Raw genomic sequence first — 23,085 nt, forward strand, 5'->3', positions numbered from 1 at the left:
ATGTCCTTTCCTCTGCTGACAGCGACGGCGGCGCTCCCGGCCCTCGGGGCCGTCGCCACGGCCGCCGTGCCGGCCGCCCGGCGCACCGCCGCCAAGTGGCTGGCGCTGGTCGTCTCCCTCGCCACACTCGCCCTGGCGGTCACCGTCCTGGTCCGCTTCGACCCGGACGGCGCCCGCTACCAGCTCACCGAGTCCCACGCCTGGATCAAGGACTTCGGGGTCAGGTACGAGCTGGGCGTCGACGGCATCGCGGTGGCGCTGATCGCGCTGACCGCCGTACTGATCCCGTTCATCATCCTCGCGGGCTGGCACGACGCCGACCCGCTGGAGACCGGCAGCCGCCGCTGGCGGCCCACCCAGGGCTTCTTCGCGCTGATCCTGGCGGTCGAGGCGATGGTGGTCATCTCCTTCGAGGCCACCGACGTCTTCGTCTTCTACATCTTCTTCGAGGCCATGCTCATCCCGATGTACTTCCTCATCGGCGGCTTCGGGGACCGTGCCCACGAGCACGGCGAGGAGACGGCCGCCACGCAGCGGTCGTACGCGGCGGTGAAGTTCCTGCTGTACAACCTGGCCGGCGGTCTGATCATGCTGGCCGCGGTGATCGGCCTCTACGTGGTCGCCGGGAACTTCTCGCTCACCGAGATCGCCGAGGCCCGCGCCAACGGCTCGCTGCACATGGCGACCAGCACGGAACGCTGGCTGTTCCTCGGCTTCTTCTTCGCCTTCGCGGTGAAGGCGCCGCTGTGGCCGCTGCACACCTGGCTGCCCAACGCCATGCAGGAGTCCACCGCCCCGGTCGCCGTGCTCATCACCGCGGTGGTCGACAAGGTGGGCACCTTCGCGATGCTCCGCTTCTGCCTCCAGCTGTTCCCGGAGGCCAGCAAGTGGGCGACGCCCGTGATCCTCGTCCTGGCGCTGATCAGCATCGTCTACGGCGCGCTGCTCGCCGTCGGCCAGCGGGACATCAAACGCCTGGTGGCCTACGCGTCGATCTCGCACTTCGGCTTCATCATCATGGGCATCTTCGCGATGACCAGCCAGGGCCAGTCCGGCGCCACGCTCTACATGGTCAACCACGGCATCTCGACCGCCGCGCTGATGCTGGTCGCCGGCTTCCTGATCTCCCGGCGCGGCTCGCGGCTCATCGCGGACTACGGCGGTGTGCAGAAGGTCGCCCCGGTGCTCGCCGGCACCTTCCTGATCGGCGGCCTCGCCACCCTCTCGCTGCCTGGCCTCGCGCCGTTCGTCAGTGAGTTCCTGGTCCTGGTCGGCACGTTCACGCGCTATCCGGTGATCGGCATCATCGCCACCTTCGGCATCGTGCTCGCCGCGCTGTACACCCTCGTGCTGTACCAGCGGACGATGACCGGCCCGGTGAGGCCGGAGGTCTCGACGATGCCCGACCTCCGGGTGCGCGAACTGGTCGTCGTCGCCCCGCTGATCGTGCTGCTGATCTTCCTGGGCGTCTACCCGAAGCCCGTCACGGACATCGTCAACCCGGCGGTCAAACAGACCATGTCCGACGTACAGAAGAAGGACCCCAAGCCCGAGGTGGAGGCGGCCAAGTGAGCGCACCAGTCGTCCACAGCCTGTGGACAACGGCGGCCGATCCGATCTCGAAGATCGACGCGCCGAAGATCGAATACGGACAATTGTCGCCGACGCTGATCGTCGTCGGTGCGGCGCTGGTCGGGGTGCTCATCGAGGCGTTCGTGCCGCGCCGGGCCCGCTACCACGCGCAGGTGTTCGTGTCCGTCGTAGCCCTGTGCGCCGCGTTCGCCGCGGTCGTCGCACTGGCGGCCGACGGGTACGGCACCACCAAGGCGCACATCGCGGCCATGGGCGCGATCGCGGTCGACGGCCCGGCCCTCTTCCTGCAGGGCACCATCCTGCTGGCCGGTCTGGTCGGCCTGTTCACCTTCGCCGAGCGGCGCCTGGACCCGGCCGCACACGGCAACCGGGTCGACTCCTTCGCCGCGCAGGCCGCCTCCGTACCCGGAAGCGACAGCGAGAAGGCCGCGGTGAAGGCCGGCTTCACCACCACCGAGGTCTTCCCGCTGCTGCTCTTCGCCATCGGCGGCATGCTGATGTTCCCGGCGGCCAACGACCTGCTGACCCTGTTCGTGGCCCTGGAGGTCTTCTCCCTCCCGCTGTACCTGCTGTGCGCGCTGGCCCGCCGCAAGCGGCTGATGTCGCAGGAGGCCGCGGTCAAGTACTTCCTGCTGGGAGCGTTCGCCTCCGCGTTCACCCTGTTCGGCATCGCGCTGCTCTACGGCTACGCGGGCTCGCTGTCGTACGCGCGCATCGCCCAGGTCGTCGACGGCACGGCCACCGACGTCGACCCGGCGCTCGCCAACACCATGGGCAACGACGCGCTGCTGCTGGTCGGCGGCGCCATGCTCCTGATGGGCCTGCTGTTCAAGGTGGGAGCGGTGCCGTTCCACATGTGGACGCCCGACGTCTACCAGGGCGCGCCCACCCCGGTGACCGGCTTCATGGCGGCGGCGACCAAGGTGGCCGCGTTCGGCGCGCTGCTGCGCCTGCTGTACGTCGTCCTGCCCGGGCTGCGCTGGGACTGGCGGCCGGTCATGTGGGCCGTGGCGATCATCACCATGCTGGGCGGTGCGATCGTCGCCATCACCCAGACCGACATCAAGCGGCTGCTGGCGTACTCGTCCATCGCGCACGCCGGCTTCATCCTCGCGGGTGTCATCGCCACGTCGAAGGACGGCGTGTCGTCCGTCCTCTTCTACCTGGCGGGCTACTCCTTCGTCACGATCGGCGCCTTCGCCGTGGTCACGCTGGTGCGCGACGCGGGCGGCGAGGCGACCCACCTGTCCAAGTGGGCGGGCCTCGGCCGTCGCTCCCCGCTGGTGGCGGCGGTCTTCGCGGTGTTCCTGCTGGCCTTCGCCGGCATCCCGCTGACCTCCGGGTTCGCCGGGAAGTTCGCCGTGTTCAAGGCGGCGGCGGACGGCGGCGCGGCCCCGCTGGTCGTGGTCGGTGTGATCTCCTCGGCGATCGCCGCGTTCTTCTACATCCGCGTGATCGTCCTGATGTTCTTCAGCGAGCCGAGGCCGGAGGGCCCGACCGTCGCCGTCCCGTCTCCGCTGACCATGGTCGCGATCGGGGTGGGCGTGGCGATGACGCTGGTGCTGGGCGTGGCCCCGCAGTACTTCCTGGACCTGGCGAGCCAGGCGGGGGTGTTCGTGCGCTGAGGTGCACCGCTGACATGCCGAAGCCCGGTACCCCGCTCAGGGTGCCGGGCAACGGCATGTCGTCGTAGTCACTGATTCCTGTCGCGGCGCGTCTTGATCTGGGTGAGGTCCAGGTCCACCGGGAACGGCACGTCCAGCTTCATGCGCTCGCGGAAGATGCCGGTGCTCGTGTAGGTGCCGGTCGTCGGCTCCAGCTCGAAGACGTGCACCGCGGCCCGACCGTTCTCGTTCTCGACCCGCCAGTAGTGGGGGATCTTGGCGCGGGCGTACTTGAGTGGCTTGGTCTCGCGGTCGCGGGAGACGGAGTCCTCGGAGACGACCTCGATGGCCAGGACGACGGACTCCGCTGGGAAGCGGGTCTGGCTCGGGTCCTCCACCACGTCTGCGCTTACCACCACGACGTCCGGCTCGGGCCGGTTCTGGCGGTCGATGTCGATCGTGAACTCGCGGATGACCTCGAATGCCTCCGGCGCCAGCGACTGAAGCTGCCAATTGAAGAAGTCGACAGCCCGTACATGAAACATCGTCTGCGGACTCACGAAGACCAGGCTCCCGTCGATCAATTCCGTGTGCGGAGGAAGATTCGGGAGGCGGTCCAGGTCGTCGGCGGTCCAGCCGCCCTTCGGCGGGATCGGCCAGCTGGACGCGGACGCCTTCGGTGCGACGCTCATCAGTGCTCCCATGCGACGGAGTCTCGCCAGTGCGTTCAGGCTATCGGGCGGAAAGAGGGCAAGTCTCCCGCGAACGTGTGAACGACGAGTGTGTCCTTGACGGGCGGTGCCGCCGGCGAACCTGTGGATAACTCCGGGGCTGTCGGTACGGGCCCCTATGGTGGAGGCAGCGGTCGAGAGACGACACACGGGGGACCGACGGGGGACAGGACGATGGGCGTGACGGGCGGTATCAGCGAGATGACACAGGTGACCGAAGGGCCGGGCACGGCCGACAGCGAGGCGCTGGCCACGCTGCACCGGGTCTTCGGATACGACGCCTTCCGGGGCGAGCAGCAGGCGGTCATCGAGCATGTGGTGGCGGGCGGCGACGCCCTCGTCCTCATGCCGACCGGCGGCGGAAAGTCGCTCTGCTACCAGATCCCGGCCCTGGTCCGGCCCGGCACCGGCGTGGTGATCTCTCCGCTGATCGCCCTCATGCAGGACCAGGTGGACGCCCTGCGCGCCCTCGGCGTCCGCGCCGGCTTCATCAACTCCACGCAGGACTTCGACGAGCGCCGCGTGATGGAGGCCGAGTTCCTCGCCGGCGAGCTGGACCTGCTGTACCTGGCGCCGGAGCGGCTGCGCCTGGACGCCACGCTGGACCTGCTCTCCCGGGGCAAGATCTCCGTCTTCGCCATCGACGAGGCCCACTGTGTGTCCCAGTGGGGCCACGACTTCCGCCCGGACTATCTCTCCCTGTCCCTGCTCGGCGAGCGCTGGCCGGACGTCCCGCGGATCGCCCTCACCGCGACGGCCACCCGCGCCACCCACGAGGAGATCACCCAGCGGCTGAACCTGCCGACGGCCCGGCACTTCGTCGCCAGCTTCGACCGGCCCAACATCCAGTACCGGATCGTGCCGAAGGCCGATCCCAGGAAGCAGCTGCTCGCCTTCCTCCGCGAGGAGCACGCGGGCGACGCCGGCATCGTGTACTGCCTCTCGCGCAACTCCGTGGAGCGCACGGCGGAGTTTTTGACCGCCAACGGCATCGCGGCGGTGCCGTACCACGCGGGCCTGGACGCGGCCACGCGCGCGGCGCACCAGTCCCGGTTCCTGCGCGAGGACGGCCTGGTCGTGGTGGCGACCATCGCCTTCGGCATGGGCATCGACAAGCCGGACGTCCGCTTCGTCGCCCATCTGGACCTGCCCAAGTCGATCGAGGGCTACTACCAGGAGACCGGCCGGGCGGGCCGCGACGGCCTGCCGTCCACGGCCTGGATGGCGTACGGCCTGAACGACGTCATACAGCAGCGCAAGCTCATCCAGTCCGGCGAGGGCGACGAGGCGTTCCGCCGCCGGGCCGCCGCCCACCTCGACGCCATGCTCGCGCTGTGCGAGACCGCCCAGTGCCGCCGCGGCCAGCTGCTCGCCTACTTCGGTCAGGACGCCGACGCCGCGGGCTGCGGCAACTGCGACACGTGCCTCACCCCGCCCGAGACCTGGGACGGCACGATCGCCGCGCAGAAGGTGCTGTCCACGGTGGTGCGGCTGCAGCGGGAGCGCGGGCAGAAGTTCGGCGCGATGCAGATCGTGGACATCCTGCTCGGCAAGCGCACCGGCAAGGTGATCCAGTTCGACCACGACCAGCTGTCCGTCTTCGGCATCGGCCAGGACCTCACCGAGGGCGAGTGGCGGGGCGTCATCCGGCAGCTGCTGGCCCAGGGGCTGCTCGCGGTCGAGGGGGAGTACGGCACGCTGGTCCTCACCGAGGCGAGCGGTTCGGTGCTGCGGCGGGAGCGCGAGGTGCCGCTGCGCAAGGAGCCGAAGAAGCCGGCCGCCTCCCGGTCGCGCTCCGCCGGTGCCTCCCAAGGCACCGGCAAGGCCAAGGCCGCCGTGGCCGAACTGCCCGACGCGCTGCTCCCCGCCTTCGAGGCCCTGCGGGCCTGGCGCGCCGAACAGGCCCGGGAGCAGGGCGTCCCGGCCTACGTCATCTTCCACGACGCCACCCTCCGGGAGATCGTGACCCGGTGGCCGGCTTCGGTGCGGGAACTGGGCACGGTGAGCGGTGTCGGCGAGAAGAAGCTGGCGACGTACGGGGAGGGCGTGATCCAGGTGCTGGCTTCCCTGAACGGGGCGGCCCCGGCCCCCGACGACGCCCCGGCCCCCGACGACGCCCCGGCCGCCGATGACGCGCCGGAGGACGACTGGCCCGAGCCGGCGGACGAGCCGGAGCCGGACGACTGGATATAAGCCCGCCGGGCCGGCCCGGGATCGCCCGGCACGGTCAGGGCAGTGCCGTCAGGGCAGTGCCGTCAGGGCAGTGCCGTCAGGACAGCGCCGTCAGCCCCGGAGCGAAGGTGATCAGCAAGGGGAGCAGCGGCACCAGCGCGGCCACCGTCGTCGTCAGGGCTCGGTGCCGGCGCAGCAGCCGCGGCGGTGGCTCCAGCAGGCGGTCGACGCGCTCGCCGAGGAGGCGGCGGCTGGAGTCGCAGGACAGGACGCCCCGGTGCTGGTTCAGCTCGATCAGGGCGAGGGCCGTGGTGAGGTGCCCGCAGCGGCGGGACGCCGTGTCGTCGGCGGCCAGCTCGACCAGGCGGTGCGTCTGGTCGCAGAAGTGGGCGAAGAGCGGCACCCGCGGGAAGCCCGTGGCGAGGGCGGTGGACAGGTGCAGCAGCCAGTCGTGGTGGGCGCGGGCGTGTCCCCGCTCGTGGGTGAGGACGGCGTCCAGCTGGAGGTCGGTGAGGCGGTGCAACGCCCCGGTGGTGACGACCAGTTGCGGCGGGTGTCCCGGCATCCACCAGGCGTCCGGGTACTCGTCCTCCAGCACCAGCATCGGCCCGCGCGCCGCGGGCAGCCCGGCCGGCAGCTCGGGGGCGCGCTCGCGCAGCTGTGCCCGGGCCTGGCCCCGGCTGCGGCGGGCCTCGACGAGTTCCCGGGCCAGCATCGCCGTCGTCCAGGCCGCGCCGCAGGCCAGCAGCATGGTGAGCACCGCGGCCCACACCGGCGCGGTGGACAGGTCGTAGGCGGCGGTGACGGCGGGCGGCGCGGGGGCGAACACGCGGTCGCGGACGGTGTGGAAGACGGCCGCCGCGCCCAGGACCAGCGCGGTCAGGCAGCACAGCAGCACGGTGGCGACCAGGCACTGCCACACCCACAGCGCGACCACGGGTTCCCGCTCGGGCCAGGCGGCGCGGGTCAGCGCGCGCGGTGCCGGTACGGCGGCCGTGAGGGCGACGACGCTCAGCAGGAGCAGGCAGACGGTCATGCCGGGGCTCCGGTTCCTGGTCGGAGAGGTGTGCGGGTGTCGGTGGTGCCGGGCACGCGACACGCGACGGCGGCTCGCGCGTGGTGCGTGTCCCCGTCAGTATGACGAAGACGGGCCGTGCGAGTCAGGTGTCGGCGGCGATCCGGCCGGACCGCGGCACGCGCGTGTGGGCGGTTCTCGCGGCGCCACGCGCGCGTGCCGTGCCGTGCCAGCGTGTCAGCTGTGCCAGCCGTGTCAGCTGTGCCAGCCGTGCCGTGCCCCGGCCGGCCCGGCCCGGCAGCACCGGCCGTGGGTCAGCCCGTCACGACCCGCCCGCTGACCTCGCCCAGCCCGATCCGGCGCCCGTCCGCGCCGGGAGCCCAGGCCGACAGGGTCACCACGTCCCCGTCCTCCAGGAACGTCCGCTTGCCGTCGGGGAGTTCGAGGGGGTCGCGGCCGTTCCAGGTCAGCTCCAGCAGGGAGCCGCGCTGGTTCTCGGCCGGGCCGCTGACCGTGCCCGAGCCGTACAGGTCGCCGGTGCGCAGCGAGGCACCGTTGACCGTCATGTGGGCGAGCTGCTGGGCGGCGGTCCAGTACATGGTGGAGAACGGCGGCTCGGAGACCACATGGCCGTTGATCGCGACGGAGATGCGGAGGTCGTAGCCGCCGGGTTCGGCGCCGGGCGCCGAGTCGTCCAGGTAGGGCAGCAGCGGGTGCGTGCGTTCCGGGGGCGCCACGCGCGCGTGCTCCAGCGCTTCGAGCGGGGTGATCCACGCCGACACCGAGGTGGCGAAGGACTTGCCGAGGAACGGACCGAGGGGGACGTACTCCCAGGCCTGGATGTCCCGCGCGGACCAGTCGTTCAGCAGGCACAGCCCGAACACGTGCTCCCGGAAGTCGCCGAGCGCGACCGGGCTGCCCAGCCGCGACGGCACGCCCACGACGAAGCCGACCTCGGCCTCGATGTCCAGCCGGATCGACGGTCCGAAGACGGGCGCGGGGTCGCCGGGGCCCTTGCGCTGCCCGGACGGCCGTACGACGTCCGTGCCCGAGACGACGACCGTGCCGGAGCGGCCGTGGTACCCGATCGGCAGGTGCTTCCAGTTGGGGGTGAGGGAGTCCTCGGCGTCCGGGCGGAACATCTGGCCGACGTTGCGGGCGTGGTTCTCCGAGGCGTAGAAGTCGACGTAGTCCGCGACCTCGAAAGGCAGGTGCAGGGTCACCTCGGCCAGGGGGTGGAAGAGCGGCTCGACGGTCTCGCGGTGCGCCGGGTCCGTGATCCAGGAGGTGACGGCGCGCCGTACGTCCGACCAGGTGGTGCGGCCGGCGGCGAGCAGCGGGTTGAGGGTGGGTCGGGCGAGCAGCGCCTGGTGGGGCGAGCCGAGCGCCGCGGCCGTCGCGCCCGCGTCGAGAACGTGGTTCCCGAGCCGGACGCCGATCCTCCGCTCCGTGCTGCCGGGGGGCGAGAACACGCCATAGGGGAGGTTGTGCGGACCGAAGGGGTCGCCCTCGGGGACGTCGAAGGGGGGCATGGGGTGCTGCCTCACTCTCATCCGGGCCATGCACGGCTTGCGTTCCATGTGGTCGGGCCACACGTTACGGCCGACTCGCGTGTCTTGGGCAGTGCCGCACGAGGCATTCGAAAGGTTGCTCGCACAGTGTCTAAAGAGTTCGCAATGTCCGGATAAGTCTTGCTGGAGGCGGCAATTCCGGCTTAGCGTCCTTTGGGACACGGACGGGGTGGGTCCGTTCCGTTGGGGGGACACGTGGGGGGACCCGTGGCCGGAAACGCCGTCAGCGTGCCCGTGCACGCCGACCGTGACGTGCCGGGACTGATCGTCAAGTTCGGCGACTACCCGCTGCACCACGGCGGTGTCGGCGCCATCCGCAGCCTGGGCCGCCTGGGCGTGCCCATGTACGCCATCACCGAGGACCCGTACACACCGGCGGCCTCCTCGCGCTATCTGGAGAAGGCCTTCGTATGGCCGACGACCGGCGCGGAGGACCCGGGCCGGCTGGTCGAGGGCCTGCTGCGGATCGGCCGCCGGATCGGCCGCCCGGCCGTACTGATCCCTACGGACGAGGAGGCCGCCGTCCTGATCGCCGAGCACCAGGGCGACCTGGCCGGTTCCTTTCTCCTCCCGCGCGTGGACCCCGCGCTGCCCCGCCGCCTGGCCAGCAAGCAGGGGCTGCACGAACTGTGCGTGGAGCACGGCGTGGCGAGCCCCGCGGCCGCGTTCCCGCGGTCGTACGAGGACGTCGTCGCCTTCGCCGACACCGCCCGGTTCCCGGTGGTGGCCAAGAACCGCGAGGCGTTCGTCCGGCGCCGCCGGCCCGCAGTGAACGGCACCACGAGGATCGGCACGCGAGCGGGACTGCTCCGTCTGGCCCGCGACTGGGGCGAGGAGCCCGGTGTGATCCTCCAGGAGTACCTGCCGCGGGAGGAGGCCGAGGACTGGATCGTGCACGCCTGCTTCGACCAGGACTCCAGTCCGCTCGCGCTGTTCACCGGGGTCAAGGTCCGCTCCTGGCCGCCGCACGCCGGCATGACGGCGAACGCCTACGTCGTCGACAACCCGGAACTCGCCGACCTCGCCGCGCGTTTCATCAAGCAGATCGGCTTCAGCGGCATCATCGACCTCGACCTGCGCTTCGACCGGCGCGACGGACAGTACAAGCTCCTCGACTTCAACCCGCGCATGGGCGCCCAGTTCCGGCTGTTCGAGAGCCAGTCGGGCGTGGACGTCGTCCGCGCGCTGCACCTGCACCTGACCGGCCGCCCTGTACCGGAGGGGGAACAGCGCACCGGCCGGCGCTACATCGTGGAGAACATCGACCTCCCCGCCCTCCTCGCCTACCGCCGCAGCGGCTACACGACGCCGCACGCGCCGGCGAAGGCGAGCGGGACGGAGCTGGCCTGGCTGGCGGGCGACGACCCGCTCCCGTTCGTCACGATGCTCGCCCGCTTCGTGCGCCCGGGCGCGAAGCACCTCTATCAACTGTGGCGGACCAGCCGCCGCGGCGGCAGCACCTCATGAAGAAGGCGACGACCACCACGAAGCAGGCGACGACCACCACGAAGCAGGCGACGACCACCACGAAGCAGGCAACGACCACCACGAAGCAGGCAACGACCACCACGAAGTAGGCAAAAGCCACGCCAGCGTGGCGCACCGTGTCCTGGGGAGGGACTTCGTGATCCGACCGGTTGCAGTCATCGGGGCCGGGCCCTTCGGCCTGTCCACCGCCGCCCATCTGCGGGCGCGCGGCATCCCCGTCCGCGTCTTCGGCGACCCCATGGTGAGCTGGCGCGACCACATGCCCGAGGGCATGCTCCTGAAGTCGACGCCCGCCGCCTCCAACCTCGACTGCCCCCAGCCCGGCCACACCCTCGCCGACTACTGCGACGCGGCCGGCATCCGCCGCCTGGTGACCGACGAGGACATCATCCCGGTGGAGACCTTCATCGCCTACGGGGAGTGGTTCCAGCGCAGCCTGGTCCCCGGCCTGGAGCGGGTGCGGGTCGTCTCCGTCGACCGTGACGGCCGCGGCGGCTTCGAACTCAAGCTGGACTCCGGAGAGCTGTTCACCGCGCGCGCGGTCGTCGTCGCCACCGGCCTGTCCGGGCTGGCCCACCTGCCGGCCGAGCTGGCGGGAGCGGCGGCCGACGGCCCCGCCCCGACCGGCCCGGTCTCGCACAGCGCCCAGCACCACGACCTCGGCCGGTTCGCCGGCAAGGAGCTGATCGTCATAGGCGCCGGCCAGTCCGCGCTGGAGACGGCGGCGCTCGCGGCGGAGGCGGGCGCACACGTGCGCGTGGTCGCGCGCGGACGCGGCCGGGTCGCCTTCGGTGCCGCGCCCTGGGACCAGCCGAGGTTCCGCCCCCAGTCCCCGTTCGGCCGCGCCTGGTCGCTGTGGGCACTCAGCTACTACCCGCACCCGTACCGGTTCCTGCCGGAGCCCGCCCGTCACTATCTGGTCCGCCGGGTCCTCGGCCCGCTCGGCGCCTGGTGGCTGCGCGAGCGCTTCGAGAGCGGGGTGCGGGTGCAGGAGGTCGAACGGGTGGTCAGCGCCGAGGCCCGCGGCGGCAGCCCGGTGCTCACCGTCCGCACCCACGGCGGCCGTACCGAGCAGCTCACCGCTGACCACGTCATCGCCGCCACCGGCTACCGCGTCGACATCGCGGCGATGGACTTCCTCGGCCACGAGCTGCGCACCCGGCTCGCGGTGAGCCGCGGCACCCCCCGGCTCGGCCCCGGTTACGTCTCCTCCGTGCCCGGTCTGTACTTCACCGGCCTGCCGGCGGCGTCGTCGTACGGGCCGGTGATGCGCTTCGTCTGCGGTACGGAGTTCGCCTCCCCGCGCCTGGCGAAGCACCTGGCCGCCGCCCACAGTTGAGTCCGGGGCCCACGGCGGCACTCTCATCGGGGCGTCCGTGGGCGCAACTTGGGGCCGTACAGCACGTAAGTGCGTGTAATGACAGGTGAGTCGGCGGGGCGCGGTGTCCGTATTCTCTGATCATGGCACCCTCCCCGGCATATGCACTGATCGCCACTGACCTGGACGGAACGCTGCTGCGCGGCGACGACACCGTCTCCGACCGGTCGCTCGCCGCGCTCGCGCGGGTGGTGCGGGCCGGCGCCCGGCATCTGGTGGTGACGGGCCGCCCGGCGCCACGGGTCCGGCCGCTGCTGGCGGACCTCGGCTGCACGGGGCTCGCGGTGTGCGGGCAGGGGGCGCAGGTCTACGACGCCGGGACCGGCCGTCTGCTGTGGTCGGTCCGGCTGGACCGGGAGCTGGCCGAGACCGCGCTCGGCAAGATCGAGGCGGAGGTGGGGCAGGTCTACGCGGCGGTCGACCAGGACGGCGTGGACGGGCTCACGCTGATCGAGCCCGGGTACCGGATGCCCCATCCGACGCTGCCCGCGGTGCGCGTCGGCCGGCGGGACGACCTGTGGTGCGAGCCCATCAGCAAGGTGCTGCTGCGGCACGCCTCCCTGTCGGACGACGAGTTGGCGGCCGTGGCCCGCTCGGCGGTGGGCTCGCTGGCGACGGTCACCATGTCGGGGCCGGGGACCGTGGAGCTGCAGCCGAGGGGGGTGACGAAGGCGACCGGGCTGGCGCTGGCCGCCGAGCGGCTCGGGGTGGATGCCGACCGGGCCCTCGCCTTCGGCGACATGCCCAACGACATCCCGATGTTCGACTGGGCCGGGCGCGGTGTCGCCATGGCCAACGCGCACCCCGAACTGAAGGCGGTGGCCGACGAGATCACCTTGTCGAACGAGGACGACGGCATCGCCGTCGTCCTCGAAGGACTCTTCCCGGCCGACCGGCTGTGATGACCGACCGGCCGTGATGACCGGTCGGCCGGAGCAGGTCAGTACGCGCCGAACACGTTGTCGATCGACCCGTACCGCGCGGCCGCGTAGTTGCAGGCGGCGGTGATGTTCGCGACCGGGTCGTAGATGTTGAACGAGGTTCCGGCGACGTGGTACGCGTTGAACGTGGGGTCGATGACCTGGAGCAGGCCCTTGGACGGGATGCCCTTGGCGGCGTTGGAGTCCCACAGGTTGATGGCGTTCGGGTTGCCCGAGGACTCGCGGATGATGTTGCGGTAGATGCCGTTGTAGGTGCCCGGGATGCCCTTCTCGGCCATGATCGCGAGCGACTCGCGGATCCAGCCGTCCAGGTTGTTCGGGTATCCGGCGGTGGTGGTGGCCGCCGTGGTGGTGTCGGTGGCCGCGGAGGCGCTGGTCGCGCCGATGAGCGGCAGGGCGAGCACGGCGACGCCGGTGCCGGCGGCGACGAGGGCGCGGACGAGGCGGCTGTTCCGGGTACGGCGGTGCTGAACGGCAGCGGACATGGGGACGTTCCTCTCCGGCGCCTGCGAGGTGAGCTGTCGGGTTCGGGCGGGGAGGTGCCCGGCCGCGCCCCGAAGAGGCACGGCTTCACCCCTAGCCGTACCGGTGCGGCGTGTGCCGACCGGCCCGGCGGCTTTCCTGGGGTCCCCCGCTCCTGCCGTACGAATGAGTTCGTCGATGGGTTATGCGGGCGGCGGCAGGATTCGGCGTCCGCCCGACGGCCCGGAACGTATGCGAGAGCACATGTCGGGAACAAGTACCGGATTCATAGAACGTGCGATTTGACCTTGATCGACGCCGTATGGGGTGCTTGATCCTTTGCGATTGCCAACCCTCAACTCGCTTGCGCGGCAAGGGGTCGAGGGGGTTGCGGGGGGTGGGCCGGGTATACGGGGCGCGTGACCCAATTCACGAAATAGCAAATCGCTTCAAATCGGGCATGGGGGAATAGGGGGATTCGCGCCTAAGGTGACAGAGGAGAGGGTGTGGAGAGGTTGCGACACAGTGCCCGTATTGCTGTTAAGTCAATAAATGTCCGTTCTTACTGTGTGATCAAATCCATGTTGATCATGAACCGGTACCGCCCGGGCTGGACCGGTGGGCGCTATCGGTGATCGAAACAGGACCGGATACGCTGACTTGAGTGATGGCAGCGACCTATCGACAAACCGTGTAATCGCCAGCAGACACCAGCAGACAGGAGACCCCTCGTGACCGTCGTCGGGCCGTTCGGGCTGAGCGTGCGGGACCAGGCTCTGGAAGCCGATGTCCAGGCCGGATTGACGGCTGTCGAGGAAGGCTTGCTCGAAGCCACCAAGAGCGAGGTCCCGTTCATCACGGAGGCCGCGCAGCACCTCGTGCGGGCCGGCGGGAAGCGTTTCCGGCCACTCCTCGTGATGCTCGCCGCCCAGTTCGGCGACCCCTACGCGCCGGGCGTCGTGCCGTCGGCCGTGGTCGTGGAGCTGACCCACCTGGCCACGCTGTACCACGACGACGTCATGGACGAGGCGGCCGTACGGCGCGGCGTGGACAGCGCCAACGCCCGCTGGGGCAACTCCGTCGCGGTCCTCACCGGCGACTTCCTCTTCGCCCGCGCCTCCCAGATCCTCGCCGACCTCGGCCCCGAGGCGGTCCGGGTGCAGGCCCTGGCGTTCGAACGGCTCGTCACCGGCCAGATCCTGGAGACCGCGGGCCCCTCGGACGGGCGCGACCCGATCGAGCACTACCTGGACGTGCTCGGCGGCAAGACGGGCTCCCTGGTGGCGGTTTCGTGCCGGTTCGGCGCGATGATGTCCGGCGCCGGCGAGCGGGTCGTCGACGTGCTCACCCAGTACGGCGAACGGCTCGGGGTCGCCTTCCAGCTCGCCGACGACGTCCTGGACATCGCCTCCGACTCCCACGAGTCCGGCAAGACCCCGGGCACCGACCTGCGCGAGGGCATCGCGACCCTGCCCGTGCTCCGGCTGCGCGAGCGGGCCGCCCGGCTGGGCCTGCCCGAGGACGTCGCGCTGTGCGAACTGCTCGACTCCGACCTCAGCGACGACGCCCGGCACGCCGAGGCGCTGGCCGCGCTGCGCGCGCACCCCGCGCTGGAGCAGGCCCGCCGGGACACCGTCCGGTACGCGGAGGAGGCGCGGGCCGCGCTGGCCCCGCTGCCCGAGTGCGACGCCAAGGCGGCCCTGACGGAGCTGTGCGACGCGGTCGTGCACCGCGCCGGCTGACCGGGCCGGCAACCCGTACGGGCGACGGCGTCCCACACGACCCCTACGGGTCGGGTGGAGATACCGGCGCCGCGTGTCATACCGCAGGTGGACCCGGAGTTGGCTCCGTGGGCTGACGCTTCCTCACGGCCGATTTGGTCAGATGGATACCACGGAAATCACCACTCCTCACCGATTCGGGTGAGAATGGCGGCTCAGGGTGGACCAGTGGACCAGCGTGAGGACAGCCGCCGCCGACGACGGAGGTAAGGCACACATGGCACCGTACGAATCCGACGACGCAGTGGACGCCGCGCAGGACGAGACCCCGCGCTCCGGCCGGCGCAAGGCCGCCCGGTACGCCGTCCCGGTCGCCGTGGTGGGGGTGGCGGCGGCCACCATCGGGCTGGTCCCGGCACTCGCCGACTCCGGTGACCCCGATCTGCCGAAGATCAGCGCACAGCAGCTCATCGAAAAGATCGCCAGGTCGGACGTGCAGCAGCTGTCCGGCACCGTGAAGGTCAGCACCGACCTCGGCCTGCCCGACCTCGGCGGCCTGGAGGACGGCCTGCTCTCCGGGGCGGGCCAGGGCGGCTCCGGTGACGGCTCCTCGGCCGACCCGCAGGCCAAGCTCACCGAGCTGGTCTCCGGCACGCACACCCTGCGCGTCGCCGCCGACGGCCCGGACCGGCAGAAGCTCTCCCTGCTGGAGCGTGGCGCCGAGTACAGCCTGATCCACGACGGCAAGGACGTCTGGGGCTACGACAGCAAGAGCAACGAGGTCTACCACTCCACCGCGGCCGGCTCCGGCAAGGAGCACCGGGCCGAGCCGCCGGCCACGCCCAAGGACTTCGCCGACGAGGCCCTGAAGGCGGTCGACGACACCACGTCCGTCACCGTCGACGGCACCGCCCAGGTCGCCGGGCGCGACGCCTACAAACTGCTGATCCAGCCCAAGCAGTCCGGCACCACCGTCGGCGCGATCAGCATCGCCGTGGACGCGAAGACGGGCATGCCGCTGAAGTTCACGCTGACCCCGAGGAGCGGCGGCGCCGCCGTGCTCGACGCGGGCTTCACCCAGGTCTCCTTCGCCGAGCCGGCCGCCTCCACCTTCGACTTCACCCCGCCCAAGGGCGCGAAGGTCACCGAGGAGAAGGACGGGGCCGAGGCGCGCGAGCACGCCCCGAAGCACGGCGAGACCCCGAGGCACGCCGAGGACTTCGCCGAGGGCCTGAAGGGCACGGCCGGCCCGACCGTCCTCGGCAAGGGCTGGACCTCCGTGGTCACCTTCGACACCGGTGCCGAGGGCGGCCTGCCGACCGGCTCCCAGGGCGGTGACCTCGGCGGCTTCCTCGGCTCGCTCGGCGAGCAGGTCGACGGGAAGTTCGGCAAGGGCACGGTGTTCTCCACCCGCCTGGTCAACGCCCTGATCACCGACGACGGCAAGGTGTACGCCGGCGCGGTGACCAAGGACGCCCTGGTGAAGGCGGCCGACGCGGCGAAGTGACCTTCCGGGCAGGACGCATCGGATGAATCGAGGGGGAGCCGATGGACGCACCGTCCGCCACGCAGCCGGACCCGGGGGACGCGCCGGCGAGCGTGATCGCCACGCGCGGTCTCACCAAGCGCTACCGCGGCGGACAGCTCGCCGTGGACGGTCTCGACCTGACCGTCCCGGCGGGCAGCGTCTTCGGCTTCCTCGGCCCGAACGGCTCGGGGAAAACCACCACCATCCGGATGCTGATGGGCCTGATCGAACCGACCGCGGGCACCGCCCGCGTGCTGGGCCGGCCCATGCCCCGCTCGGCGCGCACGGTCCTCCCGCAGGTCGGCGCGCTCATCGAAGGCCCCGCCCTGTACGGCTTCCTGACCGGCCGGGACAACCTGCTGCGCTACGACGCCGCCGACCCGACCGCCGACCCGCGCACCCGGCGCGCCCGCGTCGCCGCGGCACTGGACCGGGTCGGCCTCGCGGCCGCCGCGGGCAAGAAGGCGAAGGCGTACTCGCTCGGCATGAAACAGCGCCTCGGGCTGGCCGCCGCACTGCTCCAGCCGCGCAGACTGCTCGTCCTGGACGAACCCACCAACGGCCTCGACCCGCAGGGCATGCGCGAGATCCGCACGCTGATCAGGGAGCTGGCCGCCGACGGCACGACCGTCTTCCTCTCCTCCCATCTGCTGGACGAGATCGAGCAGGTGTGCACCCACGCGGCGGTCATGGCCCAGGGCCGGCTCATCACCCAGGGCGAGGTGGCGGACCTCGCGGCCGGGGCGCGCGGCCGGCTGGTGGTGACCACCCCGGACGGGGCGGAGGCGGCCCGCGTGCTGAAGGAACTGGGCGTCGGGGACGTGACCGCCGACGGCGACCGGGTCACCGGCGAACCGCCCGAGCGGGACCTCGCCGAGGTCACCGCGGCCCTGGTCACCGCGGGCGTCCGGGTCCGGGGACTGACGGTCGAACGCGCCTCGCTGGAGGACGCGTTCGTGGCACTGACGGGGGAGGGCTTCGATGTCGCGGGCTGATGCGCTGCCGGCGGACGCCGGCCGCCGGACGAATCCGCTGTGGACCCTCGGGCTGCTGCGCAGCGAGCTGGTCACCACCGTCCGCCGCTGGCGCACCCTCGCCCTGCTCGGGGTGCTGGCCGCGGTGCCGGTACTGGTGGGGATCGCGGTCAGGATCGAGACCCGGGGCGGCGGCTCGGTGGGCGGCGGGAGCGGTGAGGGCCCGGCGTTCATCACGCAGATCACCAACAACGGGCTGTTCCTGGTGTTCACCGCGCTCGCCGCGACCCTGCCGTTCTTCCTGCCGATGGCGGTCGGCGTCGTCGCGGGTGACGCGATCGCCGGGGAGGCGGGCGCGGGCACCCTGCGCTATCTGCTGGTCGCCCCGGCCGGCCGCACCCGGCTGCTGCTCACCAAGTACGCGACGGTGCTGGCCTTCTGTCTGCTGGCCACGCTGGTCGTCGCCGTCTCGGCACTGATCGTCGGCGCGCTGCTCTTCCCGCTGGGCGAGCTGACGACGATCTCCGGCACCCGGATCAGCTTCGCCGAGGGACTCGGCCGGGCCCTGCTGATCGCCCTGGTCGTCGCCGCCTCACTGGTGGGTGTGGCGGCCCTCGGCCTGTTCGTGTCGACCCTCACCACCAGCGGTATAGCCGCGATGGCGACCACCGTCGGCCTGCTCATCACCGTGCAGATCGTCGACCAGATACCCCAGCTGCACGCGCTGCAGCCCTACCTGTTCTCGCACTACTGGCTGTCCTTCGCCGACCTGATGCGCGACCCCGTCTACTGGGACGACCTGGTGCGGAACCTCGGCCTCCAGGGGCTGTACGCGGTGGTGTTCGGCTCGGCCGCCTGGGCGCGGTTCACGGCGAAGGACATCAACGCCTAGCCCTGGACGCCGGCCCGGACGCCGTCGGTCTGGTACGGAAAGCGCGCGAGGGGCGCGTCCTGTGCGAAGAACGTCTTCGCACGCGCCAGCGCCGCCGTGTCCTTCCGTACGTCACCGGGCGCGCTGCCGTTGCCGAGCAGGACCCCGCCGAAGTGCATGCCCAGGTAGGCGGCCGAGTTGTTGAGCGTGCCGACGTACGGGTCCGCGACCGACGGCTCGTCGTCGGCCAGCGCGGCGACGCCCCAGAGGGTCCGGCCGGCCATCGTCGCCTTGAAGTCGGCGCCCGGGGTGCGCAGCCAGGCCGACCAGTAGTCCAGGTAGCGCTTGGTGAGGCTGGACACCGAGTACCAGTACAGCGGCGAGGCGATCACGACGTCCGTCGCGGCGAGGGTGGCGTCCAGCAGCAGGCCGGCGGGGGTGTCCGCGGACGGCCGGACGTGGTCGTCGTCGTGGCGCAGGTCCGCGAAGTCGGGCAGCGGGTGTTCGGCGAGGCGGATCCAGCGCTGTTCGACGTCGGCGGGCAGCTGAGCGGCGGCCTCGCGGGCCAGCAGCTCGGTGTTGCCGTCCTGGCGGGCGCTGCCCAGGACGAAGAGGAAACGGCGGTTCATGGGTCCCCCAGATGTGTCGTGTCGTACCGCGAATAAAGGCATGTGCATTTTATGCATATGCAAGCAAGCTTGGCCAGGGTGCGGCTGGTGCGAGGCTGTGACGTCGTGGTGACGCGGAAGCCGGGGGAAGCCGACACACTGGTGGACAGGGACGCGTACGACCGGATCGCGACGCCGGGGGAGTGAGGACACCGATGGCTCGACTGAGCTTCGAGAAGAAGCGGGCGCAGCAGCCCGTGGCGCATCCGGCGGCGGTGCCCGTCCGGGTGTTCGGCCCGGGGTACGCGACGGTGGGCGGTACGTCGGTCGTGGCGGCGCCGGGCGAGGAGATCCAGCAGGCCGTCCTGAACCACCTCCAGCGCCTGGCCATCAGCCTCGGCGCGGCCGTACGCGCCACGGTCCAGGACGACCAGGCGGGCTGTGTCGTCCCCCTGGAGGTCTCGGCGGACGGCTCCAGCCGGATGACGGGCGAGCCGGTACGGCTGCCCGCCACGACCACTCCCACCCCGCCCCCCGCGCCCGCCCCCGCGCCAGGGGCCGTGACGCCGGGCACCGTGCAGGCGCCGACCGGCCAGTTCGGACCGGCACCCGTGATGAGCGAGACCGCGGTGACTCCCGTGTCGCCGGAGCCTGTCACCGCCGCACCCGCCGAGCCGACCGCCCCCGTCTCCCCCGTACCGCCGGAGCCCCTCACCGCCGTACCGGCGGACTCCGCCACCCCCACCCCGCCCCGCGGGTTCGACGCGGTGGCCGAGGAGGTGCTCGGGGACGGGCCGTTGACCGAGACGGCCGAGGGGGCGGAGCTGCTCACCGAGCCGATGAGCCGTATCAACGAGGCCGTACGGGCGGGCCGTATCGACGCGGCGGCGGAACTGGCCGACCGGACCCTCGCCGAGGCGTCCGCCGTGCTCGGCGAGCACCACGCCGAGGTGCTGCACCTGCGCGAACTGCGCGCCTACATCGCCTACCTGGGCGACGAACCGGTCCGCGCCTTCCGGCTGTCCCTGGACCTCGCCCGGCTGCGCCGCCAGGCACGGGACGGGGAGGCCGCCTACGGCAACCTGCAGAGCGCGGCCACCGCCTGGCGTGCGGTGCGCGACCCCGAGGAGGGCCTGCGGCTGGGCCGCGACCTGATCGACCTGTGGACGGACCTCACCGCCGAGCCGGGCCCCGCCGCGGACGACCCGCGCCCGCTGGAGTCCGCCCGCGCCCGCATGGTCCGCCTCACCGACCGGGCGGCCAAGGCGGCACGGGCGTGACCGGGCGGGCGCGCACCCGGGCGGCCCGACGGACGGACCGCTGACTACTGCACGCAGAACTCGTTGCCCTCGGGATCCGCCATCAGCACCCATTGACCCGCGGGTTCCTTCACCTCGCGCAGCACCCGCGCGCCCAGCGCCCGAAGGCGTGTCACCTCGTCCGCGCGCCGCTCCGGGCCGGCGTGGAGGTCGAGGTGGAGCCGGTTCTTCACGGTCTTCGGCTCCGGTACGCGCTGGAACAGCAGCCGCCGCCCGAGCCCGGTGCCGGTCTCGGGGTCGTACGGGTCGTCGGGGTGGCGTACGGCGATCAGGTCACGGAAGGCGGCCCGGCCGTGGTACTCGACGGTGGCCTCCCCGGACAGCGCGCCGAGGGACAGCAGCCGTTCGACGAGGGCGCTGTTGTCCTCGGCGGTGTAGTGCAGGGCCGCGGCCCAGAAGTCGGCCTGGGCGTGCGGGTCGGCCGCGTCGATGACGATCTTCCAGTGCAGCGGGGCGGGCGCCTGTGTGGTCATCCCCCACTTATAGCCGGACCCCTCGGCGGAGGGGGCCCTTCAGCGCACCGGTCCACACCGTCAGGCGTCCGCCGCGGCCGATGCCGGGGTCTCGGTGGCGCGCGCCGCCGGTACGGTGAGCCGCTCCGGACGCCGGGTGGAGCGCAGCGCGTCGCCCGTGAGCAGGATCAGCGCCAGCCAGACCAGGGCGAACCCGGCCCACCGCTCGGCCGGCATGGCCTCGTGGAAGTAGAGGACGCCGAGCAGGAACTGGAAGATCGGGGCCAGGTACTGCAGCAGGCCCAGCGTGGACAGCGGCACGCGGATCGCCGCCGCGCCGAAGCAGACCAGGGGCAGCGCGGTGACGACGCCGGTGGAGGCGAGCAGGGCGGCGTGTCCGCCGCCGTGGCTCAGGAACGTGGCGTCGCCGTGCGCGGTCAGCCACAGCAGATAGGCGAGCGCCGGGAGGAACTGGATCGCGGTCTCGGCGGCCAGCGACTCGACACCGCCGAGGGCGACCTTCTTCTTCACCAGCCCGTAGGTGGCGAAGGTGAAGGCGAGGCAGAGCGAGATCCACGGCGGGCGGCCGTAGCCGACGGTCAGGACGACGACGGCGGCGAAGCCGATCGCGACCGCCGCCCACTGCACGCGCCGCAGTCGCTCCTTCAGGAGCAGCACGCCCATCGCGATGGTGACCAGCGGGTTGATGAAGTAGCCGAGCGAGGCCTCGACCACGTGGCCGGAGTTCACGGCCCAGATGTAGATGCCCCAGTTCACGGTGATGACGCCGGCCGCCACGGCGACCAGGCCGAGCCGCCGGGGCTGGCGCAGCAGCTCTCCGGCCCAGGCCCAGCGCCGTACGAGGAGCAGCGCGACGGCGACGACCACCAGGGACCACACCATCCGGTTGGCCAGGATCTCCATGGCGCCGGCGGGTTTGAGCAGCGGCCAGAACAGGGGGACCAGACCCCACATCCCATAGGCGGCGAAACCGTTGAGCAGGCCTATTCGGTGCTCAGCCTCGGACGTCCCGGCCACGGCCCCTCCTTGTTGCCCGCGCGTCCTCCCTGGACGTGCGAGAACGAAGGTAGCGCCGGACGTTCCCGGCTGTCATGCCCGTATCGCCATACGGTCATGACAGCCGGGTCGCCCCGCTCGCCTCAGCCCTTCAGCGCGGCGGTGATGGCGTCCGCCAGCGGCGTCGTCGGGCGGCCGATCAGCCGGGACAGGTCACCGGAGGAGACGACGAGCTCGCCCTTCTCGATCGAGGCGTCCACCCCGGCGAAGACCTCCGCCAGCGGCGCGGGCAGCCCGGCGCCGGTCAGGATGCCGGTGAAGGCCTCCACCGAGACCGGGTTGTAGACGATCTCCTTGCCGGTCTGCCGGCTCAGCTCGGCCGCGTACTCGGTGAAGCTCCACGCCTCGTCGCCGCCCAGCTCGTACGTCGTGTTCTCGTGCCCCTCGCCGGTCAGCACCGCGACCGCGGCGGCGGCGTAGTCGGCGCGGGAGGCCGAGGAGACCCGGCCGTCACCGGCGGCCTGGACGACCGCGCTGTGCTCGAGGACCGGCGCCAGGTTCTCCGTGTAGTTCTCGTGGTACCAGCCGTTGCGCAGCAGGCTGTACGGCAGGCCGGAGGCGAGCAGCACCTGCTCGGTGGCCCGGTGGTCGTCGGCCAGCGCGGCCGTCAGGCTGCCGGGGGCGCTGGTGTAGGCGAGCAGTGCCACGCCGGCCGCCTTGGCCGCCTCGATGACGACCGTGTGCTGTCCGACCCGGCCCTTGTCGAACTCGTTGCCGGAGATCAGCAGGACCTTGTCGCCGGCGGCGAACAGGCCGTCGAAGGTCTCGGGCGCGTTGTAGTCGGCGACCGCGAGCCTCACCCCGCGGGCGGCGAGGTCGGCGGCCTTCGCCGTGTCGCGCACGACGGCGGTGATCTGCTCCGCGGGGACCTTCTCCAGCAGTTGCTCCACGACGAGGCGGCCGAGGTGTCCGGTGGCTCCGGTGACGACGATGCTCATGAGGGTCGATCTCCTTCTCGGGTGCGGTCACTGCTAACCCTAAGACTGGCGCTAACCGAGAGAAAGTACCCACTTTGAAGTAAGGTACGGGTGTGAAGGTAAGTCAGTGGAAGGGTGACGGCGAGGCCATGTGCCCCCATCGCCTGGTTCTGGAGCACGTCACCAGCCGCTGGGGGGTGCTGGTGCTGATCCAGCTCCTCGACCGCTCGTACCGCTTCAGCGAACTGCGCCGTGCGATCGGCCGGGTCAGCGAGAAGATGCTCACGCAGACCCTCCAGACCCTGGAGCGCGACGGTCTCGTCCACCGCGACGCCAAGCCGGTCATCCCGCCACGCGTCGACTACTCCCTGACCGAGCTGGGCCGCGAGGCGGCGGAGCAGGTGCGGGCGCTCGCGCAGTGGACGGAGCAGCGCATGGACGACGTGCTCAGCGCCCGCCGGGCATACGACGAGGCCCGGGAAATCCAGTCCCGGGCCTCGTGAATCACCAGCAGACTCAGCCGACGACCGTCCAGGTGTCCCCGCCGGCGAGCAGTGCGGCCAGGTCGCCCTTGCCGCGTTGTTCGATCGCGGTGTCGAGTTGTTCGGCCATCTGGGTGTCGTAGACGGGTCGTTCGACGGAGCGGAAGACTCCGATCGGGGT

20 protein-coding genes, 1 pseudogene and 1 riboswitch are annotated in these 23,085 nt (G+C 71.6%); of the genes and pseudogenes, 12 read left to right on the top strand and 9 right to left on the bottom strand.

What is annotated here, in order from left to right; genetic code table 11:
* On the top strand, window positions 1-1,572 hold the full coding sequence (locus tag ACZ4U1_RS34880) for an NADH-quinone oxidoreductase subunit M (protein WP_467908172.1): 1,572 nt from the start codon (window positions 1-3) through the stop codon (window positions 1,570-1,572).
* Entirely contained in the window at window positions 1,569-3,218 is a 1,650-nt protein-coding gene (nuoN, locus tag ACZ4U1_RS34885; protein WP_467908173.1) for an NADH-quinone oxidoreductase subunit NuoN, read from the top strand. The genes ACZ4U1_RS34880 and nuoN overlap by 4 nt, the downstream gene beginning before the upstream one ends.
* Window positions 3,219-3,286: 68 nt before the next feature.
* Here the strand turns inward: nuoN and ACZ4U1_RS34890 are convergent, their stop codons facing one another.
* Complete coding sequence (locus tag ACZ4U1_RS34890) at window positions 3,287-3,889, bottom strand: Uma2 family endonuclease (protein ID WP_467908174.1); 603 nt, start codon at window positions 3,887-3,889, stop codon at window positions 3,287-3,289.
* A gap of 213 nt (window positions 3,890-4,102) precedes the next feature.
* Here ACZ4U1_RS34890 and recQ point away from each other — a divergent pair, with 213 nt between their 5' ends.
* The gene (gene recQ / locus ACZ4U1_RS34895; RefSeq protein ID WP_467908175.1) at window positions 4,103-6,121 is read left to right on the top strand and encodes a DNA helicase RecQ; all 2,019 of its coding nucleotides are present in this window, start codon (window positions 4,103-4,105) and stop codon (window positions 6,119-6,121) included.
* 76 nt (window positions 6,122-6,197) lie between these two features.
* Here recQ and ACZ4U1_RS34900 read toward each other — a convergent pair whose 3' ends face one another.
* Entirely contained in the window at window positions 6,198-7,136 is a 939-nt protein-coding gene (locus tag ACZ4U1_RS34900; RefSeq protein WP_467908176.1) for a M56 family metallopeptidase, read from the bottom strand.
* Window positions 7,137-7,429: 293 nt separating this feature from the next.
* The gene (gene fahA / locus ACZ4U1_RS34905) at window positions 7,430-8,647 is read right to left on the bottom strand and encodes a fumarylacetoacetase (RefSeq protein ID WP_467908177.1); all 1,218 of its coding nucleotides are present in this window, start codon (window positions 8,645-8,647) and stop codon (window positions 7,430-7,432) included.
* 267 nt (window positions 8,648-8,914) lie between these two features.
* Here fahA and ACZ4U1_RS34910 point away from each other — a divergent pair, with 267 nt between their 5' ends.
* The 3 genes from ACZ4U1_RS34910 to ACZ4U1_RS34920 all read left to right on the top strand — a co-directional run bounded on the left by ACZ4U1_RS34910 (window position 8,915) and on the right by ACZ4U1_RS34920 (window position 12,454).
* Entirely contained in the window at window positions 8,915-10,153 is a 1,239-nt protein-coding gene (locus ACZ4U1_RS34910) for a carboxylate--amine ligase (RefSeq protein ID WP_467908200.1), read from the top strand.
* Window positions 10,154-10,310: 157 nt separating this feature from the next.
* The gene (locus ACZ4U1_RS34915) at window positions 10,311-11,513 is read left to right on the top strand and encodes an FAD-dependent oxidoreductase (protein WP_467908178.1); all 1,203 of its coding nucleotides are present in this window, start codon (window positions 10,311-10,313) and stop codon (window positions 11,511-11,513) included.
* 122 nt (window positions 11,514-11,635) lie between these two features.
* A complete protein-coding gene (locus ACZ4U1_RS34920) occupies window positions 11,636-12,454 on the top strand; it encodes an HAD family hydrolase (protein WP_467908179.1) in 819 nt (272 codons plus the stop codon).
* A gap of 38 nt (window positions 12,455-12,492) precedes the next feature.
* Here ACZ4U1_RS34920 and ACZ4U1_RS34925 read toward each other — a convergent pair whose 3' ends face one another.
* A complete protein-coding gene (locus ACZ4U1_RS34925) occupies window positions 12,493-12,978 on the bottom strand; it encodes a transglycosylase SLT domain-containing protein (RefSeq protein ID WP_467908180.1) in 486 nt (161 codons plus the stop codon).
* Window positions 12,979-12,981: 3 nt separating this feature from the next.
* Window positions 12,982-13,163: riboswitch (cyclic di-AMP (ydaO/yuaA leader) on the bottom strand.
* Between the two features lie 523 nt (window positions 13,164-13,686).
* Between ACZ4U1_RS34925 and ACZ4U1_RS34930 the strand changes: the two genes are divergently transcribed.
* The 4 genes from ACZ4U1_RS34930 to ACZ4U1_RS34945 all read left to right on the top strand — a co-directional run bounded on the left by ACZ4U1_RS34930 (window position 13,687) and on the right by ACZ4U1_RS34945 (window position 18,070).
* Window positions 13,687-14,697, top strand: a complete 1,011-nt coding sequence (locus ACZ4U1_RS34930; RefSeq protein WP_467908181.1) for a polyprenyl synthetase family protein — start codon at window positions 13,687-13,689, stop codon at window positions 14,695-14,697.
* Window positions 14,698-14,953: 256 nt separating this feature from the next.
* Window positions 14,954-16,183, top strand: a complete 1,230-nt coding sequence (locus ACZ4U1_RS34935) for a LolA family protein (RefSeq protein ID WP_467908182.1) — start codon at window positions 14,954-14,956, stop codon at window positions 16,181-16,183.
* A gap of 41 nt (window positions 16,184-16,224) precedes the next feature.
* Window positions 16,225-17,199 (top strand): ABC transporter ATP-binding protein, encoded by a 975-nt coding sequence (locus tag ACZ4U1_RS34940; RefSeq protein ID WP_467908183.1) that lies wholly within the window; start codon window positions 16,225-16,227, stop codon window positions 17,197-17,199.
* A complete protein-coding gene (locus ACZ4U1_RS34945) occupies window positions 17,186-18,070 on the top strand; it encodes an ABC transporter permease (RefSeq protein ID WP_467908184.1) in 885 nt (294 codons plus the stop codon). The genes ACZ4U1_RS34940 and ACZ4U1_RS34945 overlap by 14 nt, the downstream gene beginning before the upstream one ends.
* Here ACZ4U1_RS34945 and ACZ4U1_RS34950 read toward each other — a convergent pair.
* A complete protein-coding gene (locus tag ACZ4U1_RS34950) occupies window positions 18,067-18,678 on the bottom strand; it encodes a flavodoxin family protein (protein WP_467908185.1) in 612 nt (203 codons plus the stop codon). The genes ACZ4U1_RS34945 and ACZ4U1_RS34950 overlap by 4 nt on opposite strands.
* A gap of 194 nt (window positions 18,679-18,872) precedes the next feature.
* Between ACZ4U1_RS34950 and ACZ4U1_RS34955 the strand changes: the two genes are divergently transcribed.
* A complete protein-coding gene (locus tag ACZ4U1_RS34955; RefSeq protein ID WP_467908186.1) occupies window positions 18,873-19,937 on the top strand; it encodes a hypothetical protein in 1,065 nt (354 codons plus the stop codon).
* Between the two features lie 44 nt (window positions 19,938-19,981).
* On the opposite strand, the gene ACZ4U1_RS34960 is transcribed toward ACZ4U1_RS34955, so the two are convergent.
* The 3 genes from ACZ4U1_RS34960 to ACZ4U1_RS34970 form a co-directional block, all read right to left on the bottom strand.
* Entirely contained in the window at window positions 19,982-20,449 is a 468-nt protein-coding gene (locus tag ACZ4U1_RS34960) for a VOC family protein (RefSeq protein ID WP_467908187.1), read from the bottom strand.
* A 60-nt stretch (window positions 20,450-20,509) separates the two neighbouring features.
* Window positions 20,510-21,466, bottom strand: coding sequence for an EamA family transporter RarD (gene rarD, locus ACZ4U1_RS34965; protein ID WP_467908188.1), 957 nt, complete (start codon window positions 21,464-21,466; stop codon window positions 20,510-20,512).
* 122 nt (window positions 21,467-21,588) lie between these two features.
* The gene (locus ACZ4U1_RS34970) at window positions 21,589-22,443 is read right to left on the bottom strand and encodes an SDR family oxidoreductase (RefSeq protein WP_467908189.1); all 855 of its coding nucleotides are present in this window, start codon (window positions 22,441-22,443) and stop codon (window positions 21,589-21,591) included.
* 128 nt (window positions 22,444-22,571) lie between these two features.
* Here ACZ4U1_RS34970 and ACZ4U1_RS34975 point away from each other — a divergent pair, with 128 nt between their 5' ends.
* Window positions 22,572-22,925: a winged helix-turn-helix transcriptional regulator gene (locus ACZ4U1_RS34975; protein WP_467908201.1), complete on the top strand. Its 354-nt coding sequence runs from the start codon at window positions 22,572-22,574 to the stop codon at window positions 22,923-22,925.
* 13 nt (window positions 22,926-22,938) lie between these two features.
* Here the strand turns inward: ACZ4U1_RS34975 and ACZ4U1_RS34980 are convergent.
* A pseudogene (locus tag ACZ4U1_RS34980) lies at window positions 22,939-23,085 on the bottom strand (2-oxoacid:ferredoxin oxidoreductase subunit beta); the annotation flags it as partial.

It is taken from the genome of Streptomyces sp. NPDC028928 (genome assembly GCF_055564915.1).

Excerpts from the sequence above, each read along its gene's own strand:
- ACZ4U1_RS34900 (WP_467908176.1), bottom strand. The coding sequence starts at position 7,136 with ATGACCGTCTGCCTGCTCCTGCTGAGCGTCGTCGCCCTCACGGCCGCC.
- ACZ4U1_RS34975 (WP_467908201.1), top strand. The coding sequence starts at position 22,572 with ATGTGCCCCCATCGCCTGGTTCTGGAGCACGTCACCAGCCGCTGGGGG.
- ACZ4U1_RS34955 (WP_467908186.1), top strand. The coding sequence starts at position 18,873 with ATGGCTCGACTGAGCTTCGAGAAGAAGCGGGCGCAGCAGCCCGTGGCG.
- fahA (WP_467908177.1), bottom strand. The coding sequence starts at position 8,647 with ATGCCCCCCTTCGACGTCCCCGAGGGCGACCCCTTCGGTCCGCACAAC.
- ACZ4U1_RS34950 (WP_467908185.1), bottom strand. The coding sequence starts at position 18,678 with ATGAACCGCCGTTTCCTCTTCGTCCTGGGCAGCGCCCGCCAGGACGGC.
- recQ (WP_467908175.1), top strand. The coding sequence starts at position 4,103 with ATGGGCGTGACGGGCGGTATCAGCGAGATGACACAGGTGACCGAAGGG.
- ACZ4U1_RS34880 (WP_467908172.1), top strand. The coding sequence starts at position 1 with ATGTCCTTTCCTCTGCTGACAGCGACGGCGGCGCTCCCGGCCCTCGGG.
- ACZ4U1_RS34945 (WP_467908184.1), top strand. The coding sequence starts at position 17,186 with ATGTCGCGGGCTGATGCGCTGCCGGCGGACGCCGGCCGCCGGACGAAT.
- ACZ4U1_RS34890 (WP_467908174.1), bottom strand. The coding sequence starts at position 3,889 with ATGAGCGTCGCACCGAAGGCGTCCGCGTCCAGCTGGCCGATCCCGCCG.
- ACZ4U1_RS34920 (WP_467908179.1), top strand. The coding sequence starts at position 11,636 with ATGGCACCCTCCCCGGCATATGCACTGATCGCCACTGACCTGGACGGA.
- ACZ4U1_RS34970 (WP_467908189.1), bottom strand. The coding sequence starts at position 22,443 with ATGAGCATCGTCGTCACCGGAGCCACCGGACACCTCGGCCGCCTCGTC.
- ACZ4U1_RS34925 (WP_467908180.1), bottom strand. The coding sequence starts at position 12,978 with ATGTCCGCTGCCGTTCAGCACCGCCGTACCCGGAACAGCCGCCTCGTC.
- ACZ4U1_RS34960 (WP_467908187.1), bottom strand. The coding sequence starts at position 20,449 with ATGACCACACAGGCGCCCGCCCCGCTGCACTGGAAGATCGTCATCGAC.
- ACZ4U1_RS34935 (WP_467908182.1), top strand. The coding sequence starts at position 14,954 with ATGGCACCGTACGAATCCGACGACGCAGTGGACGCCGCGCAGGACGAG.
- ACZ4U1_RS34940 (WP_467908183.1), top strand. The coding sequence starts at position 16,225 with ATGGACGCACCGTCCGCCACGCAGCCGGACCCGGGGGACGCGCCGGCG.